The sequence below is a fragment of the Sphingomonas kyeonggiensis genome (assembly GCF_014204495.1).
GTDB classification, from domain to species: Bacteria; Pseudomonadota; Alphaproteobacteria; order Sphingomonadales; family Sphingomonadaceae; genus Sphingomonas; species Sphingomonas kyeonggiensis_A.
Genome location: NZ_JACHLN010000006.1, coordinates 1 through 16,336 on the forward strand (window position 1 = coordinate 1; position 16,336 = coordinate 16,336).

A 16,336-nucleotide genomic window follows, 5' to 3' on the forward strand; every position below is an offset into this window, starting at 1 on the left:
CTGGGTCATACGAAGATCGAGAACACGGTCCGATATCTAGGCGTCGACATTGAAGATGCTCTGACGCTTGCTGAACGAACGGAGATCTGAGGCTGGCGCGGTCCATCCGAGCGCTGGATGGGCCGCTCGGATGCCGGACGGCTATGCACCCAATCTCGGTGGTTCGAGTGTTGACGTAGCAATCCCAAAACCCGCCATTCAAGGCTTTTTCAGACGCCCGGCCGCAGCCTCGCGCGTCAGCTCGATGAAGGCGCGGAAAGCCGCGGAAGGATTACGGCGACTGGGATAATAGACGCACAGCGGGGCCAGCGGCGGCGTCCAATCGTCCAGAATGCGAACGAGCCGCCCGGCGGCGATATCCTCGCGCACATCGGCTTCCATGAAGTAACCGATCCCCACGCCGTTGGTCACCGCGATCCGCGCCAGCGATGCTTCATCGAGGGTAAGCGGGCCCTCGACATCGAGCTGCAGCTCCTCGTCCGCCTTCGCGAAGCGCCACCGGAACAGCGCGCCGTTGGGCAGGCGAATGCGAAGGCAAGGATAAGCGAGAAGCTCCTGCGGCACCTTTGGTACGGCCCGCCCCTCGAAAAAGCCGGGCGCGGCGACCACGGCCATGCGCCGCGCTGGCCCAAGCGGAATGGCGATTGCATCGCTGGGCACCAGATCGGCGCTCCGCACCCCCAGATCGAAACCCGCCGCCACCACGTCGACCAGCCGGCCTTCGGTCACGATGTCGATGTGCACCTGCGGATAGCGCTGCAGATAGGTCAGCACCAGCGGCGCCATGATCTCGCGCGCTGCCGTGGCAAAGGCGTTGATACGCAGGGTACCGGACGGCGTGTCCTGCTGTGAACGTGCCGTATTCATGGCCTTCTGAATGCCGTCGAGCGCCGGCCTAATCTGCGCCACGAAGATCCGCCCCGCATGCGTCAGCGATACGCTGCGCGTGGTGCGGTTGAACAGGCGGACGGAAAGCTCCCGCTCCAGCTTGCCAACGGCATTGCTGATCGCGGTCGTCGATAGGCCGAGCTCGACCGCCGCCGCGCGGAACGAGCCACAGCGAACGATGGCAAGAACCGCTTCGAGTTCGATCAGCGAATGGCGGCCCATTATCCCTGTTTCCGTGACACGCTATGCTGATTTCTCTCGATTATCGTGGTCAATGTCCATCGCTAAATCAGCCTCGTCACAATCGAGGAGATTATGATGTCCATCGAATTACCCCGGCCGATCGCCGATTTCGTCGAGGCCAATGCTCGCCTCGATCTCGACGGCATGATGAAGCCTTTCCTGCGCGACGCGCTGTTCATCGACAATGGCAAGCGCTTCGAGGGCCAGGCAGCGATACGCAAGCTGTTCGAGGAGGAAGTTCTCCCGGTGAAGGCGATCTTCATGCCCGACACGGTGCGGGAAGAGGGTGGCGATGTTGTCGTCGAAGGTCCCGCGGAAGGTGACTTCCCCGGCAGCCCGCTCCGCTTCACCTATCGTTTCACGCTGGTGAACGGCGCCATCAAGACGTTGGAGACCATTGTATGACCATCGTCTCCAACGCGACCGAATTCGCGGGCAAGCGCGTGCTCGTCAGTGGCGGCACCAAGGGCCTTGGCCGCGCCACGGTCGAACGCTTCCTCGCGGGCGGCGCCCGCGTCATTACCGCAGCCCGCACCATCAGGGACCCGATAGAAAGCGTTGACTATGTCCAGGCGGACCTGACGACGGCTGAGGGCGGCGCAGCCTTCGCCAAGGCCGCGCTCAAGCGGCTGGGCGGCATCGACATCCTGGCCCATGTCGTCGGCGGCTCCTCGTCACCGGCGGGCGGTTTCGCGGCCTTGACCGACGAGCACTGGCTCGCCGAGCTCAATCTCAATCTGCTCGCGACCGTCCGCCTCGACCGCCTGCTGATCCCGCAGATGATCGAGCGCGGCCAGGGCGTAGTGGTGCATGTCACCTCGATCCAGTCCGTGCTGCCGCTGCCAGAATCCACTACGGGCTATGCCGCCGCCAAGGCTGCGCTCCGGACCTACAGCAAGTCGATCTCAAAGGAGCTCGGCCCCAAGGGCGTACGGGTCAACGCCGTCTCGCCCGGCTGGATCATGACCGAGGCGGTGGACGACTTTCTCGAAATGCTTCGGGCGGCCAATGGCGGCACGATCGAGGATGCGCGTCAGTCGGTGCTCGATGCCCTGGGCGGCATCCCGATCGGGCGCGGTGCGGAGCCGGAGGAGGTAGCGGACCTGATTGCCTACCTCGCCGCCGACCGCGCGGCCGCCATCCATGGTACGGAATTCGTCATCGACGGCGGCACCGTCCGCACGGTCTGAACTTGGCGCTCCGATATTCGCCTCCTTCAAGGGAGGAACGTCGGAGCACTGGCTACGACTGGCTCGGGCGAGTCAGCCGAAGATAAAAATAATGAATCAGGCTAGGACTAATCGGCGGCCTTGCGCCCCATTGATGGTCATTCGGTGCAGCCTCGGACTTTCTTGAAAGCGGCCGGTCGCTCGCTCAGCACGAGCAACTTTCCTCACTCGCAGTTCGATGGTAACGATAACATGTAAGCTGCTATGAGGCGGACATGGAGAGGAAGTGTAAGGCCGCCATGGTGGCGATGATGGCTATGGTCGCCTTGCCGGCGATTGCTTTGGCCCAATCCACGCGCTCGCCGACGCCCGGCGCCAATCCGCTCTTTCGAGCGAAGTTCACTGCGGACCCTGCGCCGCTGGTCGTCGACGACCGTTTGTACCTTTATGTCGGCCATGACGAAGCGCAGCGCGACGAAATGTTCAACATGCGCGAGTGGCTCGTCTATTCGACGAAGGACATGAAGCAATGGACCGAGCACGGTCAGATAATGAACGTTGCCGACTTCAAATGGGCGAAGAAGGATGCCTGGGCATCGCAGGCCATCCGCAAGAACGGCAAGTTCTGGTTCTACGCCGCGGTCGAGCATGACGACACCCATCCCGGGAAAGCAATCGCGGTGGCCGTCTCAGACACTCCAACCGGGCCGTTCGTCGATGCGAAGGGATCGGCGCTGATCACCAACGAGATGACGCCGAGGGGCACGCACAGCTGGGAAGACATCGATCCCACCGTGTTCACCGACGATGACGGTACGACCTGGATCGCCTGGGGCAATCGCGAATGCTATATCGCAAAGCTGAAGCCCAACATGATCGAGATCGATGGGCCAATCCGCGAGATTACGCCGCCGCATTTCGAGGAGGGCCCCTGGCTGCACAAGCGCGGTGCGCTCTATTATCTCACTTATGCCTCGCTCGACCGGGCACGGCACCGCGACGAGCGTATTTCTTATGCAACAGCGCCATCGATCCAGGGACCGTGGACCTACCGTGGCGAACTTACCGGCTCTGGTAAGTACAGCTTCACGATCCACCCGGGCATCGTCCAGTTCAAAGGCAACTGGTACCTGTTTCTGCACAATGCCTCGCTCGCAATAGGTGACCTGAACGGTGCGATCGGCCGACGTGCCGTGACGGTCGAGTACCTGCGATACAACCCCGACGGCACGATGAAGCCCGTAGTCCAGACGGATGCGGGCGTGTCCGTTCCGCCATCCCGCTGACCTTCCTGCACGATCGGAGCATCCTCATGACCAATAAGGCAGAGACGCGCATATCCCATCGGCTGAAGGCGCGTTGCGCCGGAGTAGCGGCCGCGATCATGATTGCTGTCACAGCCCCCGCGTTCGCCCAGAACGACAAGATGACGCCCATCACGATCCCGGCGCAGCCTACTGCGATCACGCTGAATACCGGACCGCTGCCTGGTGCCACCGTGCCGGAATCCTGGCACAGCCAGTATGGCAGCGTCTTCGCGCGGAACGTGACCGTCGCGACGCTCACGCCCTTCCTGCCCGATCCGGCAAAGGCATCGGGCGCTGCGGTAGTGGTGGCGCCGGGAGGCGGCTTCCGTACACTGTCGATGGGCAATGAGGGCTGGGACGTCGCCAAGGCGCTAGCGGCACGCGGCGTTGCCGCGTTCGTGCTGAAATACCGTTTGAATCAGACACCCGCGGCCATGCCGGCGTTTGAAGAGTCGATGCGGCAGATGTTCTCGGGGGCGGCTCGTCCCACCCCACCTTCGGCCGATCGGATGATGGCCAATCTCGCGCCCCAGATCGCCGATGCGCGCGCAGCGTTCGCACTGATCCGTTCGCGGGCGAAGGAGTGGCGAGTCGATCCCGGGCGCATCGGCATGGTGGGCTTCTCCGCAGGCGCGATGCTGACGATGGCGACGACTCTGAACGGGCAGGATGCCAAACCTGCTTTTATCGGCAATATCTATGGCCCGCTGCAGCGGATGACCGTGCCCGCGGATGCGCCGCCGATGTTCGTGGCGCTGGCCGCAGACGATCCGCTGTTCGGAAATGCCGGGTTCGGGCTGATCGACAGCTGGCGCGCGGCCAAGCGCCCGGTCGAGTTCCACCTTTACGAACAAGGTGGACACGGCTTCGGCATGTACAAGAAGGAGACCACGAGTACCGGCTGGTTCGATGCATTCGCGGACTGGCTGCGGATGCACGGTATCCTCGGAACCGGGTCCTGACCGGCCACCCCCACAGCGTTTTCCAAAGCGGGGGATGGCGAGGATGCAGCGGCCGGATGCGGAGAAGCGAGTGATGATCTCGGAGCGACTTGGTGCGATTGCGACCGCTGTGCGTGCCATCTCGGCAACGCCCGCCTTGGCGCACCCGCCGCTAGTTTCCAGGTGAAATCGTCGGACGCGATGTCAGAAGGGAATGCGCTCAGGATCTAGCGAGGCAACTGCGATTTGGCACTGTTGCCCAGCATGTTTCGATAGCAACCCGGCGGATCGGTCTCACACCGACCAAGGCCTGCGCGATATGAGAAATGGGTTGAGCAATATGGACAGGGGATATCTCGCGCACCTTTGATGTTCAGATAGACGTGCGGATGATCGTTCGGCGGCGATGCGCCTACGCAGGAAAAAGCGAGCGCACCGATCCAAATTGTGTTCGCGCCGACATCATTCAGATATTCTGGAACGTCGCACGAATCTTCGGAATGGGCAGGTCCTGCCGTTAACTTCGGTGCGCGCCCGCCCTCATGACTCCATGCATCGATGGCATCGTGAAGCTCCCGCCGCCGCGTTCTTGTCCACCTGAACGGATCTCTGCGAAAGGCTCTGGTTGCAAACTCAACTGCCGTCTGGGTCCAATCGGACGCGCGGAATGTTTGAACTATCATCGGGCCGCTCCATCGCGGCAAGCGAGAGTAGCGGATCTCTCCGTAACCTGTCGCTTGCAGTTTCGAAGCGCGGGATGCCTTCATGCCACCGACCCGGGTTGTCCGACCTCAATTCGCCATTCCCGGCAGCCTGCAGGGAACACCTAATGGTCGGCGAATAACCTGGTCCGGTCGTTTACGGACATCGGGCGCGGTTTCTGCCCCGCTCCGCCGTCAACGCCCATCCTCATGCCTTTCACTTCGAGGATATAGTTCCCCCGTCGTCATCCCATCGACCTGCGTCGTCGACGGGCACGGGCCTAAACCGTAGCTTGAGCGGATTGTGGTGGGGGAAGGTGCTTCCTTCCAACAGGCGACCATATTCTCTGGCCAAACCTTCATGGGCTATCCGCGCTGACGCAGACTTCGCCACCGACGCGTTGTAAAGGGAGATCTGCTCCCGACGAAGAATGTAGTTGATGTCCATGCGCGGTGTCCCACGAAGCGGGAGCACGAGGTCTCTCAGTCGCGCGAGTGCTCAGGCAGGGCACGCGATAACGCCAATATGGGGAGTGGCTCGCAGGTTTGTAAGAGATGCTTGCTGCTCCAAAGGCTCAAATACAGGTAAGGAGCGACCTTCTTCGAAATCATCTTGATCGGTTGATCGAGGCGTGCGGCGAGGATCCGGTGTTTGCTGTCATCGCGTGCCTGGAAGCTGGCATCGGATAGCGCAAACCGGGTCGTTAGCGGTCATTCGCGGCCGGCGACGCCTACGGACAGCTATTGCAATTCCCGCTCTCAAAAGCTGTCGGTCTGAAAACCACCCTTGGTCCGCAATTCGGCGGCGAGACGGCCGATTCCAAAGCGGTCAGGCAGCAAACGCCCCAAAGTCGGTCATTCAGCACGCCTGAGCACGATCCCAAAATCGGCCATTCGAGCCAGCGGTACGATTCCCGTTTCCTGTGTCCAGCAGGCTATTTCAGCGAGAATGCAATTAGGCGCAGGATTTTGGAAAGCATTGAGGACGCCAGCCTCACGCTTGGCTTTCCCGTTGGACTTTCGTTTTCGGGAAACCGGAGCGATCAACTCGCCAATGGCTTCCTAACAATTGCCATCACTGGCGCTGAACGCCGCTGTTCGACAGAATCCAGCCGGGAGAGACCTTAGGCGCCATCCCGCTCCGATATACTCGCTGCCATCAGCGACGGCGGGAGCGGCAACGGATGCGAACTTCCAGTTCGTCGCGATCAGGACGCCCTGCTGCACCGTCAGAGTTCCCCAAGCATCGCGAAGCGTAGCGGTTGGATAGACGGTGCCCGCCGGAGGCAGCGCGAAGAGGGTTCCCGGATCGAACTCAATCCGCATATCGATCAGCGGCAATCGCACGACAGGGCCATCGACCAGTACGGCCTGCCAGTGCGCGGCCTGACCGACATGAGCCTCCGCTTTTGCCGTTTCTTCCGACCGGATCGCAGCAAAGCCGTAGCCATCGCGGATCGCGGTAAGCTCGGGCAGAGTGATGTCGCCGATAGCATGATGCAGCAGCATACCGAGATCGCTGTCCGGCCGCAGGCTAACCCTCCAGCGCGGGGACAGCCGGTCAAGCAGCAAGCCGTAGGCGGGGCCGGAGGCATAGGCGAAACTACGCACATATCCGTCGCGCCGGTCGTAATCGGCAAGCGCGGCAATAGTGGCGGGGACGGCATTCCCGCGAGCGCCGAGGCGCTGGCCGGTATATTCGGCGAGTCCCTCGTTGATCTCCAATGCGTTCTCTCGTTCGGCCGCATCGCTGGTCAGGCGGCGCCGCGTCGCCCGAAAGGCAAGCGCATCGCGGATCGCCGTCCGCTGCGCATCGCCATCCGTTCGCAATGCCTGCGCCAGCGCGCGCCATTCGAGACGGAGGAGCAGGCGGCCATCTAGCGTGTCCAGATGGTCGGGCAAGGCTGCCGCCGGCGGAGGCAGAAGTTCGGGCTGGATGCGGTGGAAAGCCTCGTGCATCAACAGGGTGTCGCGGCGGCGAACGTCCGCCGGCAGCGGCAGCATCACCATGGTCCAGCGGATGCCTGCCCAGTCGGTCGCGGTATTGGCGACGCCGACGCCTGCGGGCAGCGTTCCGGTGAACAGGCCGCCTTCGGCCCGAAGGTCATGCCGACCCGTATTCCGGTCAGCATAAATGGCGCGTGTCGTCGGATCGACCAGCAGGATCGGCCCGCACAGGCTTCTGCCCCACAGACGTCCGCCATCGAGACGGCACAGGGCGCGGTAGCCAGCGATGGCCTCGCCCGCTGCCCTAGCCTTGGCATCGGACGGGGGCTGTTTCGACACGGACCCGGCCAGGGCAGGCCAGCACACAAGCCCGGCAATACTCAAGGTAACGGCAAGTCTTCGCAGATTCATCGTCACATACCCCCGCTCTTAGGCAATGCAGACAGCATGCCGATGATCGGTCAGAGGCGATGCGCCGCTTGCAACCGTTTCAGGGCGTCGCTTGCATAGGTGTTCGTCGGATCGAGTGCCAGGGATTGCCGAAACAGAGTGATCGCCTGTTTCGGATCGCCTTCAGCGACCGCTATGTCCGCCAACCCGTCATGGCTGTAGGCAGACTTGGGATAGACCGTCAGGTTGAAGCGAAAGATCGCCTTGGCATCCGTATAGCGGTGCGCCTCGTATAGGTCATAGCCCAGCCCCACCAGCGCGTCGTCGCTGAAGTCGAGCTTCGCCCCTGATCGCTTTAGTTCGCCATAGTGGGCAATGGCGTCGGCAACGCCGCCGCGATCGATCCGGTCCCAGAGGATCTCACGGAGCTGTGCGACAGGCAGCGTCACCGGCTGACCGAAGGCGATCGCGGCCATCGCGTTCCCGACCTTGCCGGCCGACGCGCGGTCGCTGTTGCTCAGCACGATGGCAGTGAGGCCATCGACCGGGAAGCGGATGATGTAGGTGGAAAAACCATTGTCGCTGCCCGAATGGTCCATTTCGCGTCGGCCGAACCGCTCGGCGATCCGCCACCCGAAGCCGTAGTTACTCTTGGCGGGCGTGAACATCGCGTCGAGGGACGCCTGGCCGACCAGTTTGCCGGGCACCAGCGCGCGATCCCAAAGCAGCAGGTCGCCCACCGTCGAATATAGGCCGCCTGCGGCATAGCCGACCGTACGACTGATGATTGGCGCGTTGATGAAGGTGGTGCCGAGCGAATAATAGCCCGACGCGCGATGCGGGATCAGCGCGCGGGTATTGTCGTCGCCGCTATGCGTCATGCCGAGCGGCACGAGAATGCGCTGCTTCACATACTCGCCCCAGCCCATCCCCGAGGCGCGCTCGATGATGAGACCGAGCAGGTGGTAGCCGGAATTGGAATAGTCATATTTCTCGCCCGGCGCGAACTTGAGCGGCAGATCACGGAACAGCGCCACCAGCTCGATGGGCTTATAGTCGCGCCGCGACAGCATCTCGTCCCACTCGGGCAGGCTGGAAAAGTTGGGGATGCCCGAGGTGTGGTTCAGCAACTGGCGGATCGTTATCGGTTGCCACACGGCCGGGCAATCGGTCAGATAGCGGCAGATCGGATCGTCGACCTGGAGCTTTCCCTGTTCCTGAAGCTGCATGACAGCTAGTGCGGTGAACTGCTTAGTGACAGATGCGAGGCGATAAACCGTATCCGCGCCATTCGGCACGCCCAGCTCATAATTCGCCATACCGTAGCTGCGCACGAACACCGGCTTGCCGCCGCGCGCCAGCAGTACCGTCCCGGAGAACTGCTCGTTCCGCGTCGCGGCGCGGAGATAGGCGTCAAGGGCGGTATCGAGCGCCTGTTCGGTCGGGGTGGTCGCGGATGGCGGCGCTGGCACCTGGGCCATTGCAGGAGACGCGCACGCGACCAGCGCCGGCATGGCGCCCAAAGTCACGCCTAGGCTCGTCGCCCGTTGCCAGGCCCGCTTTCGCTTCGTCACTGCCATCGCCCACCCTCGTTCCGGTATTGAATATGCAACAATGCTGTGTATTGCTCTGTTAATACACATGAGGCCAGCAAAAACATGCATCCCTCGATTTTCCGGGCGGCGACTTTGGCCGCGGCCGTCGCGGCCAGTCTCGTGACGCCAGCTTCTGCAATCAAGCCGGAAGACTCCAAAGCCTGTGCACTGGCGCGACGGGCCGCAACCGGTGCAGCGCTGAGTGTGCCGTTTCGCGTCGTGGACGGTTGCATCTACGTCACCGCGAAGGTCGATGATAAAGGGCCGTTCGTCTTTGCCGTCGATCTCGGCGGCTTCGTTCGGCGCGATCTTGAAGTTGCAACCCGGGACTATAGCAGCAAGCTCACCCCCGAAGCGGCGTTCTCGGGTATCCTCGGACGCGAGTTTTTCGGCGATGGCCTGCTGGTGATCGACTATCCAGCCGCCGACTGACCTTCACCCGCGCCATCGCCCTATCCGACACCATTAACGGCGTCCTGTATTACGAGCGGGCTTTCCGCGTGCCGGTAAGGATCGGCGACACCCTGACGGAAGGCAATCTCGACACGGGTGCCAACGTATCCTTCGTGCTCCCCGGGACTCTGTTCGATCGTATTGGCGGTGGTGCCGTCCAGTCGGCTGGCGAAGGCAAGTTGACCAATACGGTGGTCAGTACTGGCAAGGCGATGGTCAAGGGTCCGTTCCGCATCGGAGCGGTCTCGCTCTCGGACGTGGAGGTGCGGGTTTCGGATCGCTATCCCGAGCTGCTGGTCGGCGCACATGCCCTGCAGCATTTCACCCTACTGATCGACCAGCGATTCAGAAGGATTGCATTATGCCCCTGCCCGCCACGCTCTTGAGGTAATGTTCCGTGGCCCGCACCTCTGCAACGGTGCGGTCTCCGCCTATCGGCAGGCATCGACGAACATTGTCTATGAAGCTGCCGCCCATTCTTGCCTTCTGGGTTGTTGCGCACCCAGGCCCGACCAGCACCTTCCCCGTCTCAGGATCTCGCCAGGGGTGCCCGACAGGCGGCCGGATCATTCAGGTCCGCGGGCTGGTTGCAAGGTTGCCTGAAACCTTGGCATCAGCGCCAACTTGCGAAGAGCAGACATGTATGCCGAGTTCTCACAAGATGCGCGGCTCCCCTCGGTCGTGTCGCATTTCGCGATCCCGCCTTCTGCGTCACGTGGCAGCTCTCTATCCAGCGCACGCCGATCTCGAATGGACAGGCTTGCACGGAAGTCATCGAGGCGTTGCAACAGGTCGCCGGGGGTGATCCGGGCGACCACAGCTTCAGAAGGCGGGCGCGGCGGTGTTTGAGGAGTGTCAGCAGTTTGCGCGACAGCCAATAGCAGTACCGTTGGGACCAGCATTTACACCTCTATGATCAGGACTCACTTGTCTCGGCGAATAGGTACTCGCACCTGGCTGCGGATTCCAATGACAACGGCGTCATCGAGAGCTGCATTTATTGAGTTCTCGGTCGGCGATCGTTGCCTATGCGTTGGAGGCTTGGCGCTATTGGGGGCCGGCATCTTCCAGTGGATCCCGCGACGCATCGAGAAACGCAAAGACATGTGCCCAATAGTCGCGTAGGTTCGCCGGGCTGATCAGGCTGTGGCTCTCGCCCTTGTAGCGCAGGAGCATCGCGTCCTTGCCAAGGCGGTAAAGCGCCAGGAACATGCGCTCGGCCTGTGCCGCCGGCACATAGTCGAGGTCGGAGGTGACCAGCAGCACCGGCACCCGGATGTCCTCGACATGATAAAAGGGGCTGTTCTTCGCATAGCGCGCGAGCGCGGCCCAGGGCGGCACGCCCATCCGGCCCTGGCCGCCTTCCGCCCAGCCGATCGGGATGGTCAGGGAGATGCCGTTGTCTTCATAGTCGATGCGCGGGTCCATCGCGCCATAGACACTGGTGAGGTCATAGACGCCATTGGCGGCGACGACGCCGGCGAAGCGGTCGCTGAGCGCAGCGGTGCCGAGCACCGTATAGCCGCCATAGCTGTGCCCAACCAGAAGCGGCTTGGCGCGCGATATGAGGCCGCTTGCCTGCGCCGCGTCGACCGCCTGGGCGATTTCCGCGACGATCGTGGGGAGCGGGTCGTCCGGGCCGGGGGCGAGCGGGACGCTGGGTTGGAGCACTGCATAGCCATGGCCGACCAGCAGCAGCGGATGGGTCATGATCGTCGGCATCGCGGGCCGGGAGTCGGCGGGGGGCGTGGTGCCATAGGGATAGCCGGGGTAGGGGACGACGATCAGCCGGGGCGGCGCGTCGGATCTGGGCGGCAGCAACAGCCAGTGATTGAGGGTCGTGCCGTCCGCGGCCTTGCTGTGCAGCAACACGCGCTTCGGCGGCTCGACCGCAGATAGATGCTGGTTGATCCGGTCGAGCACGCGCTCAGCACCACGCTCGCTCCAGCGCAGCGTGCCGACGCCGTGATCGTCCTCCCCATAGCTGAGGAGCCCGCCCGAGGGCGTCATCGCCAGCATCATGCCGCCGTGCGCGATCCTGTCGCTCTGAAGCCGGCCCGTCTGGTCCTCGACTAGGACATGGGCGGCATCATTGGTGCCGAGCAATGCCATGGCCCGCGTCGGGATGGCATTGATCCAGCGGCGGGTGCCGAGGCTATGGCCATCGAACAGCAGCGGCCGTACCGTGCGGACCGGGCCATCGGCGACGCGGTGGAGCCTGCCGTCCCAGTTGCCGCGCCACAGCCCGCGTACATCGCCGGCATAGAAATGTGCCGTATCGGCGGCGGCCAGTTCGGCAGGCGCCGTCGGAAAATCGGCCGTAATCGCCCGGGCGCCGGTCTTGCCCTCGATACGGTACCAGTCGCGCCGATGGTCGGTGCTGCGCTCGGCGAAGACCAGGGGGCGGTCGCCAGCCCAGCCGGCGGGTACGAACCGCGCGCTGCCGCCGGCGATCTGCGGCACGGCACGGAGCGTCGCCGGCAGCGGCGTGGAGATGGTGTCGCTGCGCGCATCGAACCGGTAGAGCTGGCCTTGTGCCCAGGATTCGCCATCGGCGCGGGCATAGAAGAGCAATTGCGCGCCGGTTGGGGACCAGTGGAGCAAGCTCGGCAGGATATCGCATCCCGGGCAAGGCTGCCGCGGCGTGCCGCGTGCCAGGTCGAGGATCGTCAAGCGCTGGCGGCGTGGCTCGAATGCCGGGTCGATGGCAAGTGCCGGATCGGGCTGGACGGGCCCGCCCTTGTCCAGCAGCGCGAGCTGGCGATGGTCGCTCGAGAGCGCGAGGTCGAGCACATCGCCCTGGAAGCGGGTGCGCGTGGCGCCCGTTGCAAGGTTCAACTCGACGACCCGGCGGTCGCGATAACTCGTGCCGCGCGCCAGGAAGCGGCCGCTGCCGAGCAAGGTCGAGGCTGGTTTCTGTCCGCGAGCGGTCTTCTCCCAGCCGGCGGCGGCGAAGCGCTGGGCGTTGACGGGGTTTTGGAACAAGGCGGGCAACCCGCCATCTGCCAGCGTCACGACGAGCAGCCGGTCATCGTCCAGCCAGAGCGGGGCCGGATGCGCGTCGGGCAGGTCCGGCACCAGGTCGAGCCAGCGCACTGCGCCGCTCGCGAGTTCGACCACGCCGAGCTGGAGGCGGTTCTCGGCGAAGCGGAAGACCGACAGGCGGCGGCCCGAAGGCGAGAAGTCGCCTGCCCAATAGCCTGTCTTTGGGTCCTGGGCGAATAGCGGGCGGGCAGGCGCCTTGCCGGCCAGGTCGATCACGAGCAGCTTCGAGACCAGCCGCTTGACGTTCCAGTCATATCGAAAGTCCGGCGCGCTGTCGAAGCGCGCGCGCCGCTCGACGACCGCGAACTGGCCGCCGGGCTCGACCAGCACTTGCCCATAGCTTTCCAGCTGCAACAGGTCGTCGATCGTATAGGGCCCGGCTGTCGCCGATCGAATCAGTGCCGGGCACAGCATCAGGCATAGCGCGGCCATCCAGGTGAAGCGCATGGTCGATTATCCAGGTTGGTGAAGGGAAGGCGCGCGGGCCGCTAGGACTGCGTCACCATTTCTTGACGACCTGCAGCGACACGAACCGGCCGATCGGGTCGGCATTGGCCGCGCCATAGCCGAACCCGCTCGGCTGATCGACGAAGGGCGGATCGGCATCGAGCAGGTTTTGCGCATTGAGCGCGAAGCTGAGCCCGATGCGCTCGAATGCCTTGGGCTGAATGCGCAGCTGCGCGTCAAACGTTGTCCAGCTGCCGACCGGGCGCGCCGGGCTGCTCACATCATCGAGGTAGCCGCTGACATGGTTGAGCGTTACCGAGACGCCCCAGCCTTGCCTGTCCCAGCCGGCCGAGGCCCGCAGCCGCCAGGCCGGCGGGTTGGCGATCGTGCCGACCTGGTCGATCCGCGGCGCCAGCGGCGTGATGCGGCGCTGATAGTCGAACATGTGCGAGGCATTGGCGCTGAGTGTGGCGGCGCCGCCGGCCAGGTCGAACGATCCCGCTGCCAGCAGGTCCATGCCCCGCACCACGAGCTCGCTCGAATTGACCAGCCGTCCGTCGAGAATCGCCTTGTAGAATTCGGGCGGGAAGAGCCCTGCGATCAACGAGCCGGGCGCGTTGATCAGCGCCAGCAGCCGTTCGCGGTCGGCGGGGTTCGCGACGGGATCGACCCGGCTGATATAGGGCGAGAAGATCATGTTGGAGAGTGCGTCGCTCAGATTGTCATAGGCTGGCCGCTCGATCCGGTTCTTGAACTTGGTCTGGAACCAGGTCGCCTCTACATGCCAGCGGCGTGCCCAGTTCGGCTGATAGCGCAGATTGAGTGTCAGCGAGCTTGCGGTCTCGGGCTTGAGATCGGGGTTGCCGCCGTAGAGGGTCACGACCGGGGTCAGCACGCCCGCCGCGTCGCGCAGCTGGACATAGGAGACGCTGAGCGCATCGCGTACCTCGCGCAGCACCGGTGCCCGGAACGAGGTGCCCCAGCTCGCCTTGAAGCCGAGCTCCGTGCTCGGTTCCCAGACCAGGCCGAGCTTGGGATTGGTGGTGCCGCCAAAGTCGCTGTAATGTTCATGGCGCACGGCAGCGGAGAGCGTCAGCCGCCTGAGGCCCGGCCGGCCATTATCGGGCCCGAACAAGGGCACCGCCAGTTCGGCAAAGGCCGCGGTGATGTCGCGCCCGGCATGGGTGCCGGTCAGCGCGGTCGGCTTGGTCCCGGAGAAGAAATTCTCGCCGCTGCGCTCGAAATGCTCATGCCGGAAATTGACGCCGAAGGCCGCCTTGATCCGCCCGCCGGGCAGGCGGAACAGACTGCCGTCCGCCTTCAAATTGGCGGTATCCATCACGCTGATCGTGGTGTTGCGCGCGAAACCCTGGCCGATGAAGTCGAGGATCGCCTGGCTGTTGACCAGACCATCGCCATAGGGGTTGAAGAAGCCGTTGGTCGCTGTGCTGAATGCGGTACCGGGATCGTCCGGCAGCGATCCGACGGCTTCCGCGAAATAGGTCGAGTTCACCACATTCTCATAGGCGGTATAGGTCCGCTCCCGGGCGTGGCTGACATAGGTCTCGGCTTGCCAGTCGCCAAAGGGCGCAACCGTCGCCCCCGCCGTGGCGCTCCACGACGTCACCGAGCCCGGTTGCCGGATCGGGCCGATCTCGCGGGTGAAGGAATAGGCGATCAGGCTGTAGGGCGACCCGTCGGGGCTGACGAAATAGGGGTTGCGGGCATCGACCTGGGCAAGCCCGGTCGAGGCCTGGCCGTTGCTCTCGAAGGACCGGTGCGCATAGCGGCCCTCGGCGAACAGCTGCAGCGTGCCCAGATCCTGCTCGGCGCTGAGATAGGCCGCGTGTCGGTCCTGGCGCGGCAGCAAGTCGGTGCCGACACGGAAATTCTCGAGGTTCTGGCCCGCGGCGAAATCCTTTGGGCTAAGGCCGGTGCCGTTCTGGCCGGTGGGAATGGCAAAGGCCGGCTCGATCGCGCCCGCCGGTGTGATGGTCAGGATTGTGCCGGGATTGGAGAAATAGGAGCGCCAGTCGCTGCCGCCGAACGGCCGCAAGTCGGGCGATCGCGTATAGGCGCGCTGGTCGGTGCGCAGCCGGCCACGGTGCATATATTCATAGGCCGCGAGGACATGGCCCGTCGACCAGCTCGCCCCGAGCACCTGGCCGATCTGGACCTCGCTGGCGCCGCCCTGCGTCGCAGTGCCGAGCCGCAGCCGCGTCTCGCCGCCGTCCAATGTCTTGCGCAAGAGGATGTTGACGACGCCGCCGACCGCGTCGGAACCATAGAGCGCCGAGGCGCCGTCGGTGAGGATCTCTATCCGCTCGACCGCCGCGAGCGGGATCAGCGAGATGTCGGCGAAATCGCCTTGCCCGCCCGAGCCCGGCAGGCGGCGGCCATTGACCAGCGTCAGCGTCGCGTCGCTGCCGAGCCCGCGCAGATTGGCGCTGGTGCCAAGGCCGATATTCTGGGTGGTGCGGTCCGCCCCGGTCAGGCTGGTGTCCTCGGTGCCGGTGCCACCGAAATTCTGCGGGAGCGCTGCGATCGCCTCGCCGACCGAGCCATGGCCAGCCCGGTCGATGTCGAATCGGTCGAGCACGACCATCGGCGACGCCCTTTCCGAAATCCCGCGGATGTTCGACCCAGTCACCAGGATCTTGGTGTCGCCACTTTCCTCCTGCGCCGCGCGCGGCGCGGGTGCCGATATGGGCGTGGCGGGCATCGGCGTGGCGCGTTGGGGGCGCGCCGGCTTGGCGGCTGTCCGGGGCGCAGGCACCCGCCGCTGGAACAGTACATAGGCGTTGCCCGCGCGCCGGACCGCGATGCCGGTCCCGCGCAGCAGTTGCGCAAGCGCTTCGTCATCGCCGTAGCGGCCATCGAGCGCCTGGCTGGTTCTACCGGCGACGAGCGTGCTCGGATAGAGAAGCTGGCGATGGGTGATCCGCGCATAGGTGGCCAGCGCCTGGTCGAGCGGTCCCGCAGCGATGTGGAATTCCTGCTGCGCGCGGGCCGACCAGGCCGGGCCCGGTGCGATCATCGCGATCGTCGCCGCCCCCATCAGGCTGAATCGCGTGCTCCCGGCGATGATCGGCTCTTTCCTCACGGTCTTCTCCCCCTGCGCGCCGGTATTCCCGGTCGGTCACTCAAATCGCGCGTTTGTGCAGCGATCGAGGAAGCAACGCGGCGGGGAAGGGGTGACCCTGGCTGCTT

The 16,336-nt window shown here is 64.2% G+C and carries 12 protein-coding genes; 6 read left to right on the plus strand and 6 right to left on the minus strand.

Annotated elements, in window-relative coordinates:
- Positions 1 to 198: 198 nt before the first annotated feature.
- On the minus strand, positions 199 to 1,110 hold the full coding sequence (locus HNP52_RS22700; protein WP_184171332.1) for a LysR family transcriptional regulator: 912 nt from the start codon (positions 1,108 to 1,110) through the stop codon (positions 199 to 201).
- 96 nt (positions 1,111 to 1,206) lie between these two features.
- Here HNP52_RS22700 and HNP52_RS22705 point away from each other — a divergent pair, with 96 nt between their 5' ends.
- From HNP52_RS22705 to HNP52_RS22720, 4 genes are all read left to right on the plus strand, one after another.
- Entirely contained in the window at positions 1,207 to 1,536 is a 330-nt protein-coding gene (locus HNP52_RS22705) for a nuclear transport factor 2 family protein (protein WP_184171335.1), read from the plus strand.
- Positions 1,533 to 2,321, plus strand: coding sequence for an SDR family oxidoreductase (locus tag HNP52_RS22710; RefSeq protein ID WP_184171338.1), 789 nt, complete (start codon positions 1,533 to 1,535; stop codon positions 2,319 to 2,321). Before HNP52_RS22705 ends, HNP52_RS22710 begins: the two co-directional genes overlap by 4 nt.
- A gap of 278 nt (positions 2,322 to 2,599) precedes the next feature.
- On the plus strand, positions 2,600 to 3,586 hold the full coding sequence (locus tag HNP52_RS22715; RefSeq protein ID WP_184171341.1) for a glycoside hydrolase family 43 protein: 987 nt from the start codon (positions 2,600 to 2,602) through the stop codon (positions 3,584 to 3,586).
- Between the two features lie 26 nt (positions 3,587 to 3,612).
- A complete protein-coding gene (locus HNP52_RS22720; protein ID WP_184171374.1) occupies positions 3,613 to 4,569 on the plus strand; it encodes an alpha/beta hydrolase in 957 nt (318 codons plus the stop codon).
- Positions 4,570 to 4,775: 206 nt separating this feature from the next.
- On the opposite strand, the gene HNP52_RS23385 is transcribed toward HNP52_RS22720, so the two are convergent.
- The 3 genes from HNP52_RS23385 to HNP52_RS22735 form a co-directional block, all read right to left on the minus strand.
- Positions 4,776 to 5,315: a zinc-finger domain-containing protein gene (locus HNP52_RS23385; protein WP_221416638.1), complete on the minus strand. Its 540-nt coding sequence runs from the start codon at positions 5,313 to 5,315 to the stop codon at positions 4,776 to 4,778.
- Positions 5,316 to 6,311: 996 nt separating this feature from the next.
- Positions 6,312 to 7,613 carry a hypothetical protein gene (locus HNP52_RS22730; protein WP_184171377.1) on the minus strand — a complete coding sequence of 434 codons (1,302 nt, stop codon included), beginning with the start codon at positions 7,611 to 7,613 and terminating at the stop codon, positions 6,312 to 6,314.
- Between the two features lie 44 nt (positions 7,614 to 7,657).
- Positions 7,658 to 9,166, minus strand: a complete 1,509-nt coding sequence (locus HNP52_RS22735; RefSeq protein ID WP_184171380.1) for a serine hydrolase domain-containing protein — start codon at positions 9,164 to 9,166, stop codon at positions 7,658 to 7,660.
- 78 nt (positions 9,167 to 9,244) lie between these two features.
- On the opposite strand from HNP52_RS22735, the gene HNP52_RS23230 reads away from it, so the two are divergent.
- Both HNP52_RS23230 and HNP52_RS23235 read left to right on the plus strand, forming a co-directional pair.
- Positions 9,245 to 9,613 carry a hypothetical protein gene (locus tag HNP52_RS23230; RefSeq protein ID WP_260396347.1) on the plus strand — a complete coding sequence of 123 codons (369 nt, stop codon included), beginning with the start codon at positions 9,245 to 9,247 and terminating at the stop codon, positions 9,611 to 9,613.
- Between the two features lie 68 nt (positions 9,614 to 9,681).
- Positions 9,682 to 10,020 carry an aspartyl protease family protein gene (locus HNP52_RS23235; protein WP_260396348.1) on the plus strand — a complete coding sequence of 113 codons (339 nt, stop codon included), beginning with the start codon at positions 9,682 to 9,684 and terminating at the stop codon, positions 10,018 to 10,020.
- 661 nt (positions 10,021 to 10,681) lie between these two features.
- Here HNP52_RS23235 and HNP52_RS22745 read toward each other — a convergent pair.
- Together HNP52_RS22745 and HNP52_RS22750 are read right to left on the minus strand one after the other, a co-directional pair.
- Entirely contained in the window at positions 10,682 to 13,126 is a 2,445-nt protein-coding gene (locus HNP52_RS22745; RefSeq protein ID WP_184171382.1) for a prolyl oligopeptidase family serine peptidase, read from the minus strand.
- Between the two features lie 52 nt (positions 13,127 to 13,178).
- Positions 13,179 to 16,229, minus strand: a complete 3,051-nt coding sequence (locus tag HNP52_RS22750) for a TonB-dependent receptor (protein ID WP_184171385.1) — start codon at positions 16,227 to 16,229, stop codon at positions 13,179 to 13,181.
- Positions 16,230 to 16,336 lie beyond the last annotated feature (107 nt).

Bases quoted from the DNA above. Each gene is read 5' to 3' on its own strand.
- HNP52_RS22700 (WP_184171332.1), bottom strand. From the start codon at position 1,110: ATGGGCCGCCATTCGCTGATCGAACTCGAAGCGGTTCTTGCCATCGTT.
- HNP52_RS22705 (WP_184171335.1), top strand. From the start codon at position 1,207: ATGTCCATCGAATTACCCCGGCCGATCGCCGATTTCGTCGAGGCCAAT.
- HNP52_RS22710 (WP_184171338.1), top strand. From the start codon at position 1,533: ATGACCATCGTCTCCAACGCGACCGAATTCGCGGGCAAGCGCGTGCTC.
- HNP52_RS22715 (WP_184171341.1), top strand. From the start codon at position 2,600: ATGGTGGCGATGATGGCTATGGTCGCCTTGCCGGCGATTGCTTTGGCC.
- HNP52_RS22720 (WP_184171374.1), top strand. From the start codon at position 3,613: ATGACCAATAAGGCAGAGACGCGCATATCCCATCGGCTGAAGGCGCGT.
- HNP52_RS23385 (WP_221416638.1), bottom strand. From the start codon at position 5,315: ATGAAGGCATCCCGCGCTTCGAAACTGCAAGCGACAGGTTACGGAGAG.
- HNP52_RS22735 (WP_184171380.1), bottom strand. From the start codon at position 9,166: ATGGCAGTGACGAAGCGAAAGCGGGCCTGGCAACGGGCGACGAGCCTA.
- HNP52_RS23230 (WP_260396347.1), top strand. From the start codon at position 9,245: ATGCATCCCTCGATTTTCCGGGCGGCGACTTTGGCCGCGGCCGTCGCG.
- HNP52_RS22745 (WP_184171382.1), bottom strand. From the start codon at position 13,126: ATGCGCTTCACCTGGATGGCCGCGCTATGCCTGATGCTGTGCCCGGCA.